The sequence below is a fragment of the Marinomonas maritima genome, from assembly GCF_024435075.2.
In the GTDB taxonomy this organism is placed as follows: domain Bacteria; phylum Pseudomonadota; class Gammaproteobacteria; order Pseudomonadales; family Marinomonadaceae; genus Marinomonas; species Marinomonas maritima.
Genome location: NZ_JAMZEG020000004.1, coordinates 72,939 through 91,078, shown reverse-complemented (window position 1 = coordinate 91,078; position 18,140 = coordinate 72,939). Strand labels below are relative to the sequence as shown.

Genomic DNA, 18,140 nt, shown 5'->3' with positions numbered 1-18,140 from the left:
ATGCAGCGTTTAATCAATGCGGTTCTGTTTCAGTTGGTATGGTTCGTTTGTTTATTGGCGGGCAATGTTTGGGCACTTGTGGCGACAGCGGCGTATTTGTTGCTGCATGACCGCTACTTTATGCACACTCGTAGAGAGTGGCGTTTGCTCGGCGTGTTTTTGGCACTTGGCGTCATCATTGATGGTGCTTTGTTTCAGCTAGGATTTTTTTCCTTTGGTGCCAATGTCACCAGCCAGACTAGTTTTCCACCTCTGTGGCTACTTTGTCTGTGGGTTAGTGTTGCTACTTTATTTGCTCACAGTTTGGCTTTCTTGCGTTCTCGTTATTTATTGGCTGCTACAATGGGTTTGATCGGGCCGACATTGAGTTATTTAGCTGGAGCAAATCTGGCAGGCATTACCTTAGCAGATCCAATTTGGTTATCTCTATTGGTGGTGGCTTGTGTTTGGTCAATGGTTCTGCCATTCGGGCTTTTCTTAGCCGAGAAATGGACACTATTTCAAAAGTAAGGATAAATCATACAATGAAGCATTCTCTTAATTCTTTATCGAAAAAGTGGCCTTTAGTCATGGCACTTTTTACGTTTTTATTTAGCTCGGTTACTACAGCTGAAGCGCTTTCTTCTAATATTGTTGGCAGTGCTTACAGTTTAAAAACAGGGTCTTTACTATACCGAGAAACACATCAACCGCTCAGTGATAAAACGTATAGAGTTGAATACTCAGAACCTGATGGGACCGTTTTTGGGCATAAGACAATTGATTTATCTAAGTCTGCTATAACGCCCAGTTTTAGTCAGGTTAATGACCGTAATGGCGAAAGAATCGATGTCATGCAAGCGAATAACAGGTTGCAAATAGCGTATCAGGAAAATGGTGCCACGGAAGTAAAAAAAGATTCGGTAAAACTGGTCGCAGGCATGATCGTTGATGCGGGTTTTGATGCCTTTATTAAACAATATTGGGACGCGTTAGAAGCGGGCAACGAGATGGATGTTGAATATCTGGTTCCAAGTAAGCAAACCACGTTTACTTTTCGATTCAGTCAGGCGTCTTGTGTTCAAGGAACTCAAAAAGGGGCGGAATGTTTCTCTCTTATTCCGGTGTCTTGGTTTGTGAAGCTCGCCGTCGATCCAATCATTGTGGCGTACGATCCTGTTCAAAAAAGACTATTACGATTTACGGGCCGTGCGAATATTTGTGATTCGCAGGGTAAATACCAAAGTGTTGATATTCAATATCGCTATTTATAGTTCGATTTTTTTAGGTGATGCTATGAAATCCATGATGAAACGTTTTATTTCGCCGCTTATTATTGCTTCTATGAGCATTCTTTTATTGTCCGCGTGCTCGACGCCAGATGTGTCCTTGTACGCAAAGAATGAGCCTAAATTTGAATTGCAGAATTTCTTCTCTGGGTCATTAAAAGCTCATGGCATTTTAAAGAATCGCAGTGGCGAAGTCATACGCTACTTCAACGCCACGTTAGAAGGCGATTGGGAAGACGGTGTTGGAACGCTTGCTGAGGTTTTTACTTTTGATGATGGGGAAATTCAAAATCGAACATGGATAATGACGCCCAATGATAATGGTGAATATACCGCCACCGCGAACGATGTTATTGGTACCGGCGATATTAAAATAGCGGGCAACGCCTTGTTTATGAGTTATGTTTTACAGGTTCCTTATGACGGTGATTTACTGGAGGTCAATGTGGATGACCGCATGTATATGGTGAAAGACGGTGTAGTGATGAACGAATCTATCATGACTAAATTTGGCGTTGAAGTCGGTTATTTATCTATTGTGATTGAGAAAATAAAGGCAGGCATATAAATCATATCCAAAGTTTGAATGCGATAGTAAGGGTGATATTACCAAAATAAATATCATCTGGTCGTGAACAGTAAGTTTATTTGTGTTTTCCATAAAAGGCTGCCTTTGGGTGGCCTTTTTTATTGGTGCAAGAGAACTTGTATGTAATTATTTGATACTAGTAACATTTTATTACAAATGATTTTTTTACATCAGCGTTCATGGAATAGGAAGTTGCTTAATGTTTAAAAGTATCAACTCAATAATGCCCTCTAAAAAGAAGTGTTTCTTTTATTATGGTTTTATTTCTTTATTTCTAAGCGTATTTGTTTTTATGTTGGGGCTTTATGCTTATCAGCTAAAGGATTTAGAAAATAGGGCTGAGTCTGCAAAAAATGCATTAACGTATCGAATGAATGATATCTTTCTAGAACTAAAGCACATCGTTGATAACAGCGAACTTTCTTGTGAAAAAGAAGACATTGATAGATTACGACGTATGACATTCTATTCACCAACCTTTAAAGAGTTTGGTCTGTTTAACGATAATTTTCGCGTATATTGCACAACCTACGGGCCAAGAGATTTTGCTATTTTTTCGTCCATTGTGAATCGAATAAAAGAAAGTAGCGAGCGCAAAACTGTTTCTTTGGTACGCTCCCATAGTCTTGGAGAAAGTACATTTTTTGCTTTTTACCAAGGCGCGGATGGTTTGGGTATCAATGGTTTGGCTCCGTCCCAAGTTCTAGCGGTAGACGTAGATTACTTGTTGTCGCCTGACCTCCCATACGAACTCACTATTGGTAAACAAACGGTAGTGTCTAGCGAATATAACCATAAATCGTCAGTGCTGGCTAAGCGAGTTGAGTCTTTAGATGGCTGGGCTATCAGTTTAGTGGTCTTTTCGCCTTTCAGCTTGTATTGGGGCCATTTGGTCTCTTTGTTGCCTTTTATGTTTATTTTTTGTTTGTTGTGCTGTCTTATTTTTTATACTGCACACGGTGGAATTTTATATTATCGCTACTCTTTACCTTTGAATATAAAAAGAGCCATCAAAGACAATTCAATAGATGTACATTTTCAGCCGATTGTGTCACTTAAGGCTGGTGGGTTTCATGAAATGGAAGCGCTTATCCGATGGCACTCTCCTTATCATGGTCAGGTATCTCCTCTTGTGATTGTCGAGACTTCAGAACGTCTTGGTTTAATAGACGACCTTACTTGGATGGTGATTCGCAAGGTGGGGGATTTCTATCGCGAGTATCCTATACAGCTCAAAGAAATAAATATTTCTGTGAATGTGGACCGATACAGTTTACTCAAAGAAAGCTTCGCTCCAAACTTGGAAGGCATTATTGCAGAGTACCCTGAGTTAAAAGGTCGTTTAGGTCTTGAAGTAACAGAAACCAGCGCCTTAACAGTCACTGAATTACCTTTGATGGTGAGTCGCTTCGAGCACATTAAAGCATTAGGTATTCGTTTGTCTGTGGACGATTTTGGAACCGGTTATGCGGGTTTAGATTTCCTTCGTCGTTTCCCATACGACACGTTAAAGCTGGATAAGGTTTTCATCGACAGCTTAAAAGACGATCAGTTTACGCGTCAGATCTTAACTTCCATTACTAAGCTAGCAAAAGAGTTAAACATGGCGTTGGTGGCCGAAGGGGTCGAACGCGAAGACCAACTTGATGCAGTTCGAGCGCTAGGAGTGGATCGAGTGCAAGGCTATTACTTCTGTCGTCCTCTTCCGAAGGACCAAGTTATTACTTGGGTCGAGAAAAACGCTACCAAGTAGCGCCAGTTTGGTGATGCAAGATTGTATTATTGTCTGGCTTCTCTTACTCTTTAGCGCTTCATTTTTCACGCTCAAGGTTATGACATGGCGACTCTGGTTTTTCGGCTTAAATATGTTCCTGATGAGGAAGCGGATGAGATACGTCAATTATTAACCGATCATGACATCGCTTTTTATGAAACGAATGCAGGTCGTTGGCAGATATCCATGGCAGGACTTTGGGTTAAAGACAAAGAACAAGCATTAAAAGCATTGGCGCTTATTCGGGAAGATCAAATTCTTCGTGCCCAAACAATGCGACCTATTACGCTTGGGCAGTGGGTGTTGGGGTATCTACAGCATACTCGTCAAAATCCAGCAGAAGCTCTTTTTACCTTGGTCGCTGTCCTGCTTATTTTAGGCATTTCGATTATTCCTTTTACACTGTGGCTATAACCGTCACATTCAGCTTAGACGACGTTACTCAGTGGTTTTGCAAGTAAGGCGGCTTTACGTTGAACCCTTGCGCTAATCAACTGCACGTTAATGGCGCTGACGATCACAATCAACATACCAAATAAGCTTAATAAATCGGCATGGGAAGAGCCGATGATGCCTGTCCACCAACCAAGAGCAACACAGGACTCTGTTAAAATGAACGCCGTAACAGGGGTTAATGCAACGGAAGCGCTTACCTGTACCGTTTGCCAATACCGCATTGCTTGAGCAAAAGCGCCATAAGCAATCAGCGTATTGAGACAGCAAAATGCCGCAATCCAAGCGTCGTCCGAAGACATACTTAATAATGTGCTAGGGGATGCAAAAGGCAGCATGACGACCAAGGCATAGGCATAAATTGCTAGTAGAATATTGGACGGTGCTAAGCGCTGAAACAAAGATTTTTGCAATAACGCATACATAGACCACGCCGCGGCAGAGCATTGTACAATCGCAAAACCCACCCAGATTGAGCCTTGACTTCCTTGTCCCAAAATAGGGTGGAAGAAAACCAACATACCTAATCCAATGCCAACGAAACACATCCACTGTTGCCAGTGAATGGTGTCTTTCAAAAAGAATAAGCCACCTAATGCCAGAAATAATGGAGCGATCTGGAAACTCAGTTGCGCGGAACCTGGCAGTAAAAAGTCCAAACTCCAAGCGAAAGTGGTGTAGTTAACAATCAAAAATGTACCAGCCGCTGCCAGGCGTAACCAATCTTGTTTACGAAGATTTTTGAACTCTCCCAGTTTGCCGCGCTGCCACTGCCATAACCCCAAAATGATACCCGCCACAGAGAAACGCAACCAAGTGAGTGTAATGGGGTCCGAAAAATCCCCTGAGAGCTTTAAGGCGATTGGTAACATTCCCCAAAACAGTACGGTAATGGAGCTAAAGAAGAGCCCGTACAAAAAAGTCTGCTTGGCGGTTGGCATAACGATAACCTTATATAAAAGAAGTTGTTCTGATTTTCCATAATGGCTTTCCCTCTTAATTAAAGCCAATGCATAATAGGTCTAATCATTATGCATAAATCGGAATTTGGTTATGATCCCCAGCGCATTACAGCATTTGGACCTTAAATCACTCACAGGGCTGTTATATTTACTGGAAGAGCGCAATGTTGGCCGCGCGGCGGATCGCTTGTATCTGAGCCAGTCCGCCATGAGCCGATTACTTAATCGACTGCGTGATGCCTTCAATGACCCTTTGTTTATTCGTACGGCAAAAGGCATGGTGCCAACATCGAAAGCATTAGCATTGGAAGCGCCATTAAAGCTCATGCTAGAGCAAATGGCAGGGTTGTGGGCAGAGTCTGAATTCCAGCCGCAAAGCAGTTATCGTACTTTCCGTATGCAAACGACGCATTATCAAGCTCAAGCCTATATGCCCGCGATTGCTGAGCAATTCTATCGAGAAGCGCCTTTTGCTTCGTTAGAAACCAGCACACTGACCGAAACAAGTTTGCTTAGCCAGGCGGAACACTCCTTTGATTTGGCTTTGTGTAGCGAGTACATACAGCTTCCTAATAGTTTTGAGAAAAACCTACTCGGACGTGAAAAATTTCGCTGCGTGATGTCTGCGAATCATGCATTAGCCGCGAAAGAGCACATCACGCTAGATGACTATTTGGCTTATTCTCATGTATTGGTGAATTTAGGCGGTTCTAACCCTGTGATTAGCGATGCATTGCTAGGCGAACGCGCGAGAGAGCGTCATTTTGCATTTCGTACTCCTTATATGCTGGCAGCGCTGGAAACCGTAGGTCGAACGTCTTTGTTAATGAGTAACAGCGGTTTATTACCGGAACGTTTTCGAAAGCAATTTGGTTTGGTTATTAAGGACCTTCCGATGGATTTTCCTTTTATTCATTATTATTCAAGTTGGCCAAAATCTGTGGAGAACGACCCCGGTGTGATCTGGTTTAGAGGTATTTGTGAGCGGGTCGTCAAAGCCTTAATTCCTTATCCTAAAGAGTGACGGTGACGCATTTTAGTCCATGATCAGGAATTCGGTTATACTCCCCTTTTGGTTTAACTCAATGGCATCTACGTGGTCTTAAAAAGCAAGAATACGAAAAGCAAACGCACCAATAAACTAGAGCTTCATCCTCGTAATCCGCATCGTGCGCGTTATGATTTTGCACTCTTGGCGGATTCTTGTCCCGAGCTTTCTGGTTTTATCCAACTCAACCAGTACGGCAATGAGTCGGTGGATTTTGCTAACCCTAATGCGGTTAAAACCTTAAACCGAGCCTTACTCAGTCACTTTTATGGCGTTGCATTCTGGGACATCCCACCGGGTTACCTTTGTCCGCCGATTCCTGGTAGAGCCGATTACATCCATTATTTAGCCGACTTACTAGCGACCAGTAATCAAGGCGTGATTCCGCGTGGAAAAAACATCAAGGTTTTGGACGTTGGTGTGGGGGCGAATTGTGTTTATCCCATTATCGGGCATCAAGAATATGGCTGGCAATTTGTTGGTTCCGATGTGAATCCTATAGCCGTGTCGGCCTGCGATACCATTATAAAATCCAATGTTTGTTTGAAAGGCGCTATTACGGCACGTTTGCAAACTCACTCGGCTAAGATCTTTGATGGCGTGTGGAAAGAAAAAGACCGATTTGATTTGACTCTGTGCAACCCTCCGTTTCATACCAGCGAGTCGGCGATGATAGATGAATCGCAGCGTAAATGGCGTGGTGTAAAAGGTAAAACACCGAGCGTAGAAAAGCCTGTTTTAAACTTTGGTGGAACGGCGCCTGAATTATGGTGTGATGGTGGGGAAGCGGGCTTTGTGTCTCGAATGGTAAAAGAAAGTGTTCAATACGCTGATCGATGTTTTTGGTTCACGTCTTTGGTGGCGCGTCAGGGGAATTTAGACACTATCTATCGTACATTAAAAGACGTTGGTGCTCGCCAAGTTAAGACGATTGACATGGCTCAAGGTCAAAAAATCAGTCGGTTTGTCGCTTGGAGCTTCCTCGAAGACAACCAAATAGATTACTGGAAAGACAACTACTGGCAGGGTTAACGTGAGTGCTAGTCGTTGTCCTTCTTTTTACGCCTTATCTAGAGCTCGATAGCAATCTTGGCGGCTAGACGAGCGTTGTTAAATACTAACTGAATATTACTTGCTAGGCTGTCTCCGCCCGTTAATTCAGCGACACGTGCTAACAAGAAAGGGGTCGATTCCTTTCCGGCAACGCCTTGTTCTTTCATCTCGGCTAGTGCTTGATTGATGGCTGAATCAATCGCGGCTTTATCCATCGCAAATTCTTCTGGAATAGGGTTGGCAATAATCACCCCACCATGCAATTGCATTTCCCATTTTGCTTTGAGGAAATTCGCAATGTCATTTGCGGATTGTAGATTATAGTCGACGGTTTGATCACTCTCACGGGTATAAAAAGCGGGTAGAGTGTCCGTTTTATAGCCTAAAACAGGCACGCCTTGAGTTTCTAAATATTCACGTGTTAGCGCAAGGTCTAGAATAGATTTCGCCCCAGCACACACAACCGCCACGCTGGTTTTTGCTAGCTCTTGTAAATCTGCTGAGATATCAAACGTTTGCTGTGCGCCTCGATGTACTCCGCCAATTCCACCTGTTGCAAATACTTTAATACCGGCCATTGCCGCAATAATCATTGTCGCCGCTACGGTTGTTGCGCCATGTTGTTTTTGGGCAATAACAAAGGGTAAATCGCGGCGTGAGCACTTCGTTACAGACAAACCGGCTTTGGCTAAGGTGTCTATTTCGTCATTGCTTAATCCCGCTTTAAGGCGGCCATCAATGATGGCGATGGTCGCTGGTACTGCGCCGTTATCACGAATGATTTTTTCCACTTTTTTAGCGGTTTCGGCATTTTGTGGCCATGGCATACCATGAGAGATAATGGTGCTTTCCAGAGCGACAACAGGTTTTCCCGCTGCAATGGCGGCGGCAACATCTGGGTGTATATCTAGGTATTGGTTCATAGTTTTTCTATCCATTGAGTGACGTTTTGAACAGTGAGATCTGGGTAGTTTGCATGAGGACTTTCTAGTGTCATCGCCGCGCAAGCGAGGGCAAAAGAGAGTGAATCTTCGAGATTTTTATTTTGCTGACAGGCACTTAAATAGCCCGCTAAAAGCGCATCTCCCGCACCGGTATCGCTGACTGGCAAGGTGGGATGGCACGCTTTAAGTTGGCTGTGTTCGGAACGGCTAAAAAGAACACCTTGGCTTCCTAGGCTGAGCAATACTTCATCAACGCCTGTATTAAGTAAGGCTTTTGCGAGTTTATTAGGATCTGTTTCATTTGAGTCAAGAATGGCTCTTGCTTCATCTTGATTGACTTTTAATAAGGTTAATTTCGCTAATATGGGCCGTAATCTAGGTGCTTTCGCTGTGGACACTGCGTCAGCGACAAGTTGAGCAGAAAGAGATTGTTGTGCGAGCCATTCGATGGTGTTGGAGGAAAGATTAGCATCAACAATGATGCTATAAGCACTTTGCAGTAACGCTTGTTTACTACTGAGTTTTTGCGCATCAAGTGTGTCGATGATTCGCATGTCTGCAATAGCGGCTTGTAGCTGCCCACTGTCATTATTGATGGCTAAGTAGGTGCCTGTGGGTAGGGTGTCATGACGCAAGATATTGTGTGTTTCTACGCCACTTGCACGAGTTTGTTCTATTAGCCAATTACCACGTTGATCCAATCCAATAGATGCAATCAAATGTACGTGTTCACCTAGGCGTGCTAAATTTTCAGCAATATTTCGTCCAACGCCACCGGGACTTTGGCTGATGGTTCCTGGGTTAGAATCATGTGTGGTTAATACCGCACTACTGTGGCCATTGATGTCCACGTTGGCACCACCAATGACGACATAGGTATTTTGCTCTGCGAGTAAATAGCCTTTTCCTAAGATATAGCCTTGCCGAGTCAGTTGCATAATATGCCCTGCAACTGATTCTCTACTCATATTGAGTCGATCAGCGAGAGCTTGCTGTGAGGCAAGTGGATCGAGCTTTATGGCTTCATAGACGCGATAAGTTTGATTTTTCATAGTCAACATAACAAATGTTTAAAGAATTAACATATGTTTATATTGAGTTGTATACAAGTTCTTTTTGGGTGGATATAGCGTAAAAGAGGTATAACCCCTATTATTCTTGATCATCCGTTGCGTTTTTAGGTTTAAGTCCAATAGCCGATTCGATAAGGTCTATGTGATTCGTATTAAAAGAGATTTCAAGGTGTTTAAAAGCTTTCAAGCACAACTCATTATGTTTGTCTTGATGTTACTTGCGCTGGCTCAACTGGGAACCGCGCTTGCTGTGTTGTCATCTTTAAAAGAAGACAACTATAAGCAAGGTGTGAGCTCCATTGACGTATCGCGTAATGTATTTGATTTGTTCTTAAAAGCGCGTGCTGAACAGCTTACCAAAGGGGTGGAGATTTTGACCTCTGACTTTGGTTTTAAGCAAGCTGTGGCCACCAGAGAAACAGGGACTATCCGCTCTGTTTTGCAAAATCATGGTGCCCGAATTAGCGCGGACGTGTCTATTTTAGTGTCGCCGGGCGGCGAGCTTATTACGGCGACTCAGCCTGTTAATGTCAGTGACACAGTTTCTGAACTTGTGCTTGCAGCGCGTCGCACTGGAGGCTCGTCAATTAGCACCATGATTGACTTGGATAATCGTGCGTACCAACTTGTTTTAGTGCCTGTTAGAGCGCCGAATGTCATTGCTTGGGTCGGCATGGCGTTTTTATTGGATCAAACGTTGGCAGAGCAAATTAAGAACGTCACAGGCTTGGACATTAGCTTTGTTCATGAAGTGGGAGATACTCATGTACTTGATGGCGTATCAACATTGCCTAAAGACGAGACAACCACCTTGCTTGAAGGAATAGGGAGCATCAGCAGTGTTCTTAAACTTCCGGCGTTTTCTGCTGATGAGAAATACTTATCGTTGGGCGTTGATTTAGGTGTTACTGATCAATGGGGCATTATTCATCTTCCTTATGGTCCTTGGATACAAAGCTACAACAGTACTCGAAATCAGTTGGTTTTGATTTTCACGGGGGCGTTGGCGTTGGCCTTTTTATTTGGTGTGATGCTTGCCCGAACCATGACTAAACCGATCGGTCGCTTGGTCGATTATGCAACGCAGATTGGATTAGGAGCGAATAACCAAAAAGTGAAAGCACCAGCAATAAGCGGCGAGTTTGGTGTGTTATCTAACACCATGAAAACGATGCAAGATGCTATTGTAAGTCGCGAAGAAGAACTGACTTATCGGGCTTCGCGTGACCAGCTTACGGGACTATTCAATCAAAGTGCTGTAGAGCTGTATTTAGGTGAAGCCTTGCCTAAGGCTCAAGGTGGTTTGATACTGATTAATATTCGACACTTCAAAAACATTAATAATATGTTGGGCTTTGATGTTGGCAATGTTTTGTTATCAACAGTGGCGGAGCGCCTTAAAGTGTGGGGAAGTGACGCTGACATGATTGCACGTCTTAGCGGCGATAAATTTTTGCTTATTTTCGAACACAATATTTCAGAACAAGACTGTGCGGATTTAAAGTGTTTTTTCTGCGAAGAGTTTGAAGTAGAAGAAGGTTCAAATATTCGTCTTGATATCAGCATTGCTGTACTGCCTTTTGAGCATGCCACTGCCGATGTAAACAGCGCCATGCGCCGGTTAGATATCGTTGCTGACAAAGCTCGAGAAGAAAGTAATCTTTGTGTGTTCTATGAAATCGGACAAGATGAAAATCACCGTCGTCAGTTGACGATTATTCGGGATTTGCCTGCCGCCTTAGAAGGTGGTCAATTGTTTGTTGTTTACCAGCCTAAGGTTGGCCTAGCAGGTAATGATTGTCACGAGGCAGAAGCGTTGATTCGTTGGGTCCACCCTGAGCTGGGTTTTGTTCCACCGGATGAATTTATTTCTATACTTGAACACGCGGGCAGCATCCAATTATTAACCAAATGGGTATTGAACACGGTGTTGTCTCAACTGAGCCGTTGGTGGGCCGATGGTCATGAGATTCGTGTTGCGGTGAATTTGTCCGCTCATGATCTGGTGGATGAAGAATTACCCGCTATGGTTGCTCATGCATTGAAAACGAACTGTCTACCAGAGCGTGCTTTGGCACTTGAAGTCACAGAAAGCGCTGTGATGAAAGATCGGGTGAAAGTTACTAATGTGCTGAAAGCCTTGCAGAAAATGGGCGTTCATCTTGCTATTGATGATTTTGGTACAGGTCAGTCTTCATTGTCCTATTTGCGTGAGCTACCTGTGAATGAGGTGAAGATCGACCGCGCCTTTATACAGTTTATCGATACCAATAAAGGCGATGAGTTTATCACTAAGGCGACCATTGATTTGTCCCATAGCTTGGGCTTTCAAGTAACAGCAGAAGGCGCTGAAAATGCGGAAGGTGTGGCACTTTTAGGGCTGTATCATTGTGATAAAATACAAGGCTATTTCTTCTCTAAACCTTTGATTGCGGAAGATTTCTTTAAATGGCGTGAAAACTTTCATAAAATTTAACGAGAGTGACACGTTGTTAATGTGAGGCTTATTGCAATATGTTGTTTTTGATACGTATAGCACTGTTATTGCTATTGATTATTGCCGTTACCTTATTCGGCATTATTTTCTGTTTGTTCACCTTACGCTCAAAAAATCGAGTTTATCATTTAGGCCGAGTATTGGCGCAAGTAGGGGCGCTGTTTGGTTTATCGGTTGAGGGTAGAGTTGCGTCTCAATCAAAACATTCTCCTCAAGCGGTTTATGTGGCAAATCATCAGAACAACTTTGACTTATTTACCTTGGCGACTGTCGTGCCAAAGGGGGTTGTTACTGTCGGAAAATCAAGTTTGCGATGGATTCCCTTTTTTGGTGCTTTGTACTGGGTCAGTGGCAATATTTTAATTAATCGTGATAACCGAAAACAAGCGATAGCGACGATAGACCAAGTGGTTGCTAGTATGAAAAGAACCGGTTTATCTATTTTGATGTTTCCAGAAGGCACACGTAGCCGAGGCCGAGGCTGGCTACCGTTTAAGCGCGGTGCGTTTCATGCCGCGATTCAAGCAGGTGTGCCCGTCGTCCCCATCGTTTGTAGCAGTACTCATCAACAAGTGAATTTGAATCGCTGGAGTAATGGTAAGGCGATTGTTGAAATGCTTGAGCCAATTGATACCGCAGACTTACATGAAGCGGACATCATTGCCTTGATGGAAAAGTGTGAGCAACAGATGCACGACACTCAACAACGCTTAGATCAAGAGCTTGCTCGTTAGTGTTTGTTCGAAGTAAGCGCTTTTTGTAGAATTGCTTGTATGCCTTGTTGGGTAGGGTGCGACTCTGATAGAGCGTAATTTTCCCATTCTGGATGTTGTTGAGCTTGTTTCCAAAAAGGCTTCATTTGGTCAATAAACTCATTATCTTTTGATGGGGTGATAAGTTGGTAAGATTGCTGAGAGGCATGACCGCGTTGATGCAAATGCTGAATGGCAGTCAAACCGCGTAAACATAACAGTGTGAGCGTGGCGCTATCTAAGCACAAATGGTGACGGTTCGTGAATTTGCTTTTTAGTGTGTCTTTATAATGCTGTCCTGTTTTCCACGTGGCGCCCAAAATTGCGCCAATAGTGGTGGCGGTTCCTAACGTCAACCCTGCCGACATCACATCAATCCCTGCGCCAATCGCCGCGCCAGTTAATGCACTTGTGCCAGTTTCAATGCCCCATTCTTTTAGTGTCTCTGCCTCGAAAATATCCTGCTGCCAGCGGTCATTTTGAATCGCCAATGGCGACACAACTAAGTCTTCTTCTTGAAATTCATAAAGACGCAATAGCTGGGTAATATGATGTTGTTCCAATTGGCGTATTTTATTTTCGAATGCGGTTGATTCTGCTCTTTCTGGTGGGTACTGGACGCACTCAAGGCGGGAGCTCGCCGCTTTGATCAGTAATTCAGCCAGTTGATTGCTTGCCATTGTTAGGCGTAGTTGAGCCGCTTCTTCACGTGATGTAACCAATTGATTGACGGCGTCGTAATGCTCCGGCATTAAGCTTTGAATACTTTGATACAAACGCTTTTCATCTTCAAAATAAAACGCAACAGAGTCGTATTTAACGACCGCATGTAAGTGGCGTTCTGCCAAGACTTTACGCCACGCGTCTAAATGCGCACTTGGTGTCGCGCTGAAATTTAATATCGGAATAATCGGTTTATTGGCGCTGGCCAGTAACGCAAGTTCGTCTAAATATTTGCCGAGTGGGGCTTGTCGAATATCAATCACATAGAGAATGATATCGGTGTTTGTTAGTTGCTTGAGTATTTTGGCTTCTTGTTCGAATTCATCTTGGGCAAAGTGGCTGTCACAAAAAGGCCCTAACCAATCTGCGCCTTGAAAGGAACGAAAAGGCTCAGTGTGACGGATGTCCCATAAACCAATGGAATCTTCAAACCCCGGTGTGTCAGTTAACGTCACAATGGTTTGATGTCCTATGCTGATCTTGACGCTTTCCACATGGCGCGTGGTTCCAGCTCTGTCGCTAACGTCACCAAAGTCTTGCCGACGCAATAAAGTGCGAATGAGTGATGTTTTGCCGGTATTAGCGTGACCAACGACCAAAAGAGAAATCGACACGGGTTAATCCTTTCGTAGTATTTGGGTGGAAGGCAAATGTGTTTCTCTGGCAAGTCGTTGCCAATCCTCGATGAAGGTAGCGTGCTCATCGCCACATATCACCATATACAGCGAGCTATAAGAGGCACTTACTCGGGCAAAAAATCGTCTGCTACCGCGGTCTGGGCTTTGTTCACCATCGACTAAGATGTAAGTAGGCTCTTGGTTGGGTACGTCTAAAAACCGATCTTGCTCTTCTCGGCTATTTAAAAACGACAAAGAACGCGCGGTGCTCAAATAATTGGGTTTTAAACCGCTCCATTCAAATAAAGCCCAGTGTTGCAAAAAGACACTGTCTGGAAGAGTGCTCATGTTCTCGTCATGAGCATTGCCTTGTAACGTAGACGATGCATGATGGTCATTGTCTAAGATCGTTCTATTCTGACTCTCTTGACGTGAATAGCGATTTTTAATAATACGTTCTTGTGTGCCAAGTGGTTGAGTCGCGCGTTTAAAATGGTACATTCCTAAGCTTATAAGCATGAATAATAGTCTTGGTAGCACACCGTAAATCATAATGCTGGCCAGTAAAAAATTAGCCCAATGTTGTCGGGTAGACGCATTTTGTGAGATGAGATCCACACGACTCGCCAGAATATCCAGTTGGTTAGGCAGTGAAATACCAAACCATTGTGGAATCACATTTAATGTTTGAGTCAGGTGAATAAACGCCTGATCACTTAATAGTGTCGTTTCCCAAACAAAATTCACTTGATTGGTAAGCAGCAACAGTAACGTCATGATACAGCCTGCCAACAAATAACAGCCCCACGCGCCATGTGAAATACTACTGATCAACCATTTATTTGAGTGAGCTGGACACTGCCAATGCAGATACGCCGCACTGATATCATCTTCAAAATGTGAGTGCTTACTTATTTTCTTGTTCAGAAAAATCAATAATCCAAGTAAAAAGCCTTTGCTCTCATTGCGCTGGTTCATTGTCGCTATCATAGTGATAAACCAAAGCGCGAAGTTAAGTGCGTGAAAACCCAGTAATATGATGAATAACCAAAAAATATTGACCTGATTAGATTGGCTTGTTGCAAAGGCGGGAGGCACGGCGATTAAGCCGAGCAAAAATGAGACGGCTAGTACACCCAAAATAATGCGATTAAAATAGCGCTTTAAGCGAGAGAATTGAGCTGAATAACTGTTGGTCTGAGGCTGGGTGTCGAGCGCTGCTAGTGCGGAGGTGAGATCACTCGCATGGGCAGACAGCCGAAACTGAGTGTGAGTTTCTAACCAAGCCGCAAGGGCGAGTTTGGCACGGTGTGTGGGGAAGCTCATTTTATCGCGTTGCTCTTTTCAAATGTCAAAATAGTGAAGCATAGATGAGGCGTGACTATCCTCTTAATAATGCTGTTTTACTTGATGTCATAGACAAAGGCAAAAAGCGTCTTTAGATAAACGTATGTTAGACCCTGCTTTTTTATTTTTTGCCTTATTTGTTTCACTTGAGTTTGTCACTATAAATGCTTTCTTAATATAGAAAACACTATAACGGCAACGGCGCATCGCTTTTAATGGCTCGGATCGCAAAATTACTGTGAATGTCTTTCACGTAAGGCAGATTTTGCATGGCTCTTAAAATGCTCTCATAATCCGCAAGGTCTTTCGCCACAACTTCTAGTCGGTAATCGGCAAACCCAGACACCAAATACGCACTAATCACATTGGGCAAGTTGGCCACGCTTTCCTCAAACGCTTCACTGGCTTCGCTAGTATGGCTCTTCAAGCGAACCTCAATAAACACTGTCATCGACAAACCGACCTTTTTACGTTCAAGGCTCGCTTTATAGCCTTTAATCACCCCTGACGATTCTAATTGTTTAACACGACGCAGGCAGGGCGACGCGGATAAGTGAATTTGCTCCGCTAATTCAACATTACTCAGGCGGCCATCATTTTGTAGGTGCGTTAATATTTGAACATCTGTGTTATCAACTTTCAAATTGGCATACCTGCATTTATAAGGTGGTTAAATAAGTATATTCTGCCAATAATTTAATATTTAAGGGTACTAATGGCAAGGACATGCTCATGAATCTATCCCTATAATGAATACATTACTTCATTTTTGACATACGTATTTTATCAGGGCAGATCATGAGCGACGTTACACATCCAAAAGCAGCATCAAATCCAAGCTATCGGCATATTGCCTCAGGGGCGACGTTAAAATTTGGGCTGATCGCGGCTTTTATTACCGCGTGTATTTGGGCCAGCTGGTTGGTCAGCGTCAAAATGGGCGCACAATCTGCGCTGACGACATTTGATTTAGCGTTGATGCGCTATGGTATTCCTGCACTGGTGCTGTTCCCATTTTTGTATCGCTCTCGTCGGTTGTTATTGACGGTTCCTAAATGGACCTTGTTTGGTATTGTGCTCGGGGCTGGTGTGCCTTTCTTTTTCTTAAGCTCTGCTGGTATGCATTATGCGCCCGTGTCTCATGCTGGCTTATTGATTCCAGGTACGTTCCCTTTGTTCGTCACGGCCATCGCGTTTTTTGTGTTTAAAGAACCGCTGAGTCGTCCTCGTTTATTGGGGCTTATTGCCATCATGATTGGCGTTGTTGCCTTGTTGCTTATTTCTATGTGGTCACTCAATGGTGACGTGTGGAAAGGGGATTTATTGTTTATTGGTGCGAGCTTCTTTTGGGCGGTTTATACCATTTGTCTGCGAGTTGCAGGCTTGCCGCCTTTGGCCGCCACCGGACTGCTTGGCCTAGTGTCGACTTGTATATTGGTGGGATTGCTGGCAACCGGCGTGGTGTCATCGGGAATGAGTTTGGTCAGCGTCAACGAATTGGCGTGGCAGTTCTTTGTTCAATCTATTCTTGTCGGGCTTTGTACAGGGTTTAGTTATGGTTACGCCATCAACTCATTAGGCGCAGAAAGAACCGCAGCAATGGGCGCATTAACGCCAGTATTAGCATCGCTGTTAGCGATTCCTTTATTGCATGAATCCATCGGCTTCGCGGCTACAATAGGGTTATGTTTTGTCTGTGTCGGGGTGGTGTTCGCGAGTGGAATCGTAAAATCATCGCGCTAGTCGTTTTTTATTATGTCTCTTAAACTGTTCTTTTTCTGTTGAATTTACGGAAGGTATCTGATGTTTAGCAATCTTATTCCCGCTGCGAAAGACCCTATTTTGTCTCAATCGCTGGCTTGTCAGCAGGACGCTCGCGCAAATAAATTGGATTTGGGTGTGGGTGTCTATCGTAATGAACAAGGCGTCACGCCTGTTTTGCAATCCGTTAAAAGAGCAGAAGAGCGTTTGCTTAACACACAAGAAAGTAAAGGCTACGTCGGCTTGGCAGGATGCGAACGCTTCAATAGCGCCATGATAGAATTACTATTGGGCGAAAACAGCAGTCGTTCGCGCGCTATAGCTGTTCAAACACCTGGAGCCAGTGGTGCGTTACGATTACTGGCTGATGTCATCGCCATGGCGAACCCATCCGCCAAAATATGGATGAGTGATTTAAGTTACGCAAATCATGCGCCGATTATGAAAACAGCCGGGCTTGAGGTGGCTTATTACCCTTATTTTGACCCTCAAACCAAAATGGTTAATGAGACGGGCATGTTGGCGACGCTGTCCACACTGGGTAAAAATGATGTGGTTTTGCTGCATGGCTGCTGTCACAACCCAACAGGCGCAGACTTAAGTTATCGCGCATGGCAGTCAATCACGGAGATGGCCAATGCCCAAGGCTTCTTGCCCTTTATTGACATGGCGTATCAAGGTTTTGGCGACGGCATGGAAGAAGACGCGGCAGGTTTTCGTTACCTTGCTGAACGTGTCCCTTCTTATTTAGTGGCCAGCTCTTGTTCAAAAAACTTTGGTTTGTATCGCGAAAGAACGGGATTAGCAGTGATTGCGTCCGACACCTTACAACAGAGCGAGTGTATTAAAAGTCGTATCATGGAATGCGCACGCAGCTCCTACACCATGCCACCTGATCATGGTGCTTCGATCGTTCGTATCATTTTGGAAGACCAAGCATTAAAAGAGTTCTGGCTGACCGAAGTAACACAAATGAGACAACGCATCCAAGGTGTTCGATCTTCCTTAGTAGACGCCATGCAAATTCAGACTGGCACGCATCAGTTTGATTTTATAGCTCAGCATAAAGGCATGTTCTCTATCATCGGCGCAAGCGCAGACCAAGTGATGCGCTTACGAGAGCAATTTGGTGTGTATCTTGTTGATGGTGGTCGAATCAATCTAGCAGGATTGAAAGAAAGTGATGTTCCTTTCTTGGCAAGTGCCCTGTCTGAGGTGATGGCGTCGTAAAAAGACAAAACGAAAAAGAACGATCAGCAACAAGCCTGCTTTTTATCAA

The 18,140-nt window shown here is 43.9% G+C and carries 17 protein-coding genes; 11 read left to right on the top strand and 6 right to left on the bottom strand.

Annotated features, from left to right (window positions below):
• The 5 genes from M3I01_RS15620 to M3I01_RS15600 all read left to right on the top strand — a co-directional run bounded on the left by M3I01_RS15620 (position 1) and on the right by M3I01_RS15600 (position 4,045).
• Positions 1-510, top strand: coding sequence for a DUF2878 domain-containing protein (locus tag M3I01_RS15620; RefSeq protein ID WP_255896844.1), 510 nt, complete (start codon positions 1-3; stop codon positions 508-510).
• Between the two features lie 14 nt (positions 511-524).
• Positions 525-1,253, top strand: coding sequence for a hypothetical protein (locus M3I01_RS15615; protein ID WP_275565179.1), 729 nt, complete (start codon positions 525-527; stop codon positions 1,251-1,253).
• 22 nt (positions 1,254-1,275) lie between these two features.
• The gene (locus M3I01_RS15610; protein WP_275565178.1) at positions 1,276-1,836 is read left to right on the top strand and encodes a DUF3833 domain-containing protein; all 561 of its coding nucleotides are present in this window, start codon (positions 1,276-1,278) and stop codon (positions 1,834-1,836) included.
• A 220-nt stretch (positions 1,837-2,056) separates the two neighbouring features.
• Complete coding sequence (locus M3I01_RS15605; RefSeq protein ID WP_255896842.1) at positions 2,057-3,610, top strand: EAL domain-containing protein; 1,554 nt, start codon at positions 2,057-2,059, stop codon at positions 3,608-3,610.
• An 84-nt stretch (positions 3,611-3,694) separates the two neighbouring features.
• On the top strand, positions 3,695-4,045 hold the full coding sequence (locus M3I01_RS15600) for a DUF6164 family protein (protein ID WP_255896841.1): 351 nt from the start codon (positions 3,695-3,697) through the stop codon (positions 4,043-4,045).
• A 14-nt stretch (positions 4,046-4,059) separates the two neighbouring features.
• Here the strand turns inward: M3I01_RS15600 and M3I01_RS15595 are convergent, their stop codons facing one another.
• Positions 4,060-5,025 (bottom strand): DMT family transporter, encoded by a 966-nt coding sequence (locus M3I01_RS15595; protein ID WP_255896840.1) that lies wholly within the window; start codon positions 5,023-5,025, stop codon positions 4,060-4,062.
• Positions 5,026-5,137: 112 nt separating this feature from the next.
• Here M3I01_RS15595 and M3I01_RS15590 point away from each other — a divergent pair, with 112 nt between their 5' ends.
• Positions 5,138-6,070 (top strand): LysR family transcriptional regulator, encoded by a 933-nt coding sequence (locus M3I01_RS15590; RefSeq protein WP_255896839.1) that lies wholly within the window; start codon positions 5,138-5,140, stop codon positions 6,068-6,070.
• 72 nt (positions 6,071-6,142) lie between these two features.
• Positions 6,143-7,126: a 23S rRNA (adenine(1618)-N(6))-methyltransferase RlmF gene (rlmF, locus tag M3I01_RS15585; protein ID WP_255896837.1), complete on the top strand. Its 984-nt coding sequence runs from the start codon at positions 6,143-6,145 to the stop codon at positions 7,124-7,126.
• Between the two features lie 38 nt (positions 7,127-7,164).
• On the opposite strand, the gene M3I01_RS15580 is transcribed toward rlmF, so the two are convergent.
• Both M3I01_RS15580 and M3I01_RS15575 read right to left on the bottom strand, forming a co-directional pair.
• The gene (locus M3I01_RS15580; protein WP_255896836.1) at positions 7,165-8,070 is read right to left on the bottom strand and encodes a pseudouridine-5'-phosphate glycosidase; all 906 of its coding nucleotides are present in this window, start codon (positions 8,068-8,070) and stop codon (positions 7,165-7,167) included.
• Positions 8,067-9,143 (bottom strand): carbohydrate kinase, encoded by a 1,077-nt coding sequence (locus M3I01_RS15575; RefSeq protein ID WP_255896835.1) that lies wholly within the window; start codon positions 9,141-9,143, stop codon positions 8,067-8,069. Before M3I01_RS15575 ends, M3I01_RS15580 begins: the two co-directional genes overlap by 4 nt.
• A gap of 190 nt (positions 9,144-9,333) precedes the next feature.
• On the opposite strand from M3I01_RS15575, the gene M3I01_RS15570 reads away from it, so the two are divergent.
• Positions 9,334-11,640 (top strand): EAL domain-containing protein, encoded by a 2,307-nt coding sequence (locus M3I01_RS15570; RefSeq protein ID WP_275565177.1) that lies wholly within the window; start codon positions 9,334-9,336, stop codon positions 11,638-11,640.
• A 38-nt stretch (positions 11,641-11,678) separates the two neighbouring features.
• Positions 11,679-12,395, top strand: a complete 717-nt coding sequence (locus M3I01_RS15565) for a 1-acylglycerol-3-phosphate O-acyltransferase (protein WP_255896832.1) — start codon at positions 11,679-11,681, stop codon at positions 12,393-12,395.
• Here M3I01_RS15565 and M3I01_RS15560 read toward each other — a convergent pair.
• From M3I01_RS15560 to M3I01_RS15550, 3 genes are all read right to left on the bottom strand, one after another.
• A complete protein-coding gene (locus M3I01_RS15560; protein ID WP_255896831.1) occupies positions 12,392-13,750 on the bottom strand; it encodes a DUF3482 domain-containing protein in 1,359 nt (452 codons plus the stop codon). The two genes, M3I01_RS15565 and M3I01_RS15560, sit on opposite strands and share 4 nt — an antisense overlap.
• Positions 13,751-13,753: 3 nt before the next feature.
• Positions 13,754-15,079 (bottom strand): DUF2868 domain-containing protein, encoded by a 1,326-nt coding sequence (locus M3I01_RS15555; protein ID WP_255896830.1) that lies wholly within the window; start codon positions 15,077-15,079, stop codon positions 13,754-13,756.
• Between the two features lie 208 nt (positions 15,080-15,287).
• Positions 15,288-15,743 carry an Lrp/AsnC family transcriptional regulator gene (locus tag M3I01_RS15550; RefSeq protein WP_112134946.1) on the bottom strand — a complete coding sequence of 152 codons (456 nt, stop codon included), beginning with the start codon at positions 15,741-15,743 and terminating at the stop codon, positions 15,288-15,290.
• Positions 15,744-15,898: 155 nt separating this feature from the next.
• Between M3I01_RS15550 and M3I01_RS15545 the strand changes: the two genes are divergently transcribed.
• On the top strand, positions 15,899-16,843 hold the full coding sequence (locus tag M3I01_RS15545) for a DMT family transporter (RefSeq protein WP_112141406.1): 945 nt from the start codon (positions 15,899-15,901) through the stop codon (positions 16,841-16,843).
• A 60-nt stretch (positions 16,844-16,903) separates the two neighbouring features.
• Positions 16,904-18,091, top strand: a complete 1,188-nt coding sequence (locus M3I01_RS15540) for an amino acid aminotransferase (RefSeq protein WP_255896828.1) — start codon at positions 16,904-16,906, stop codon at positions 18,089-18,091.
• The last annotated feature ends 49 nt before the right edge of the window (positions 18,092-18,140 follow it).

Bases quoted from the DNA above. Each gene is read 5' to 3' on its own strand.
- M3I01_RS15620 (WP_255896844.1), top strand. From the start codon at position 1: ATGCAGCGTTTAATCAATGCGGTTCTGTTTCAGTTGGTATGGTTCGTT.
- M3I01_RS15615 (WP_275565179.1), top strand. From the start codon at position 525: ATGAAGCATTCTCTTAATTCTTTATCGAAAAAGTGGCCTTTAGTCATG.
- M3I01_RS15610 (WP_275565178.1), top strand. From the start codon at position 1,276: ATGAAATCCATGATGAAACGTTTTATTTCGCCGCTTATTATTGCTTCT.
- M3I01_RS15605 (WP_255896842.1), top strand. From the start codon at position 2,057: ATGTTTAAAAGTATCAACTCAATAATGCCCTCTAAAAAGAAGTGTTTC.
- M3I01_RS15600 (WP_255896841.1), top strand. From the start codon at position 3,695: ATGGCGACTCTGGTTTTTCGGCTTAAATATGTTCCTGATGAGGAAGCG.
- M3I01_RS15595 (WP_255896840.1), bottom strand. From the start codon at position 5,025: ATGCCAACCGCCAAGCAGACTTTTTTGTACGGGCTCTTCTTTAGCTCC.
- M3I01_RS15590 (WP_255896839.1), top strand. From the start codon at position 5,138: ATGATCCCCAGCGCATTACAGCATTTGGACCTTAAATCACTCACAGGG.
- M3I01_RS15580 (WP_255896836.1), bottom strand. From the start codon at position 8,070: ATGAACCAATACCTAGATATACACCCAGATGTTGCCGCCGCCATTGCA.
- M3I01_RS15575 (WP_255896835.1), bottom strand. From the start codon at position 9,143: ATGAAAAATCAAACTTATCGCGTCTATGAAGCCATAAAGCTCGATCCA.
- M3I01_RS15565 (WP_255896832.1), top strand. From the start codon at position 11,679: ATGTTGTTTTTGATACGTATAGCACTGTTATTGCTATTGATTATTGCC.
- M3I01_RS15555 (WP_255896830.1), bottom strand. From the start codon at position 15,079: ATGAGCTTCCCCACACACCGTGCCAAACTCGCCCTTGCGGCTTGGTTA.
- M3I01_RS15545 (WP_112141406.1), top strand. From the start codon at position 15,899: ATGAGCGACGTTACACATCCAAAAGCAGCATCAAATCCAAGCTATCGG.
- M3I01_RS15540 (WP_255896828.1), top strand. From the start codon at position 16,904: ATGTTTAGCAATCTTATTCCCGCTGCGAAAGACCCTATTTTGTCTCAA.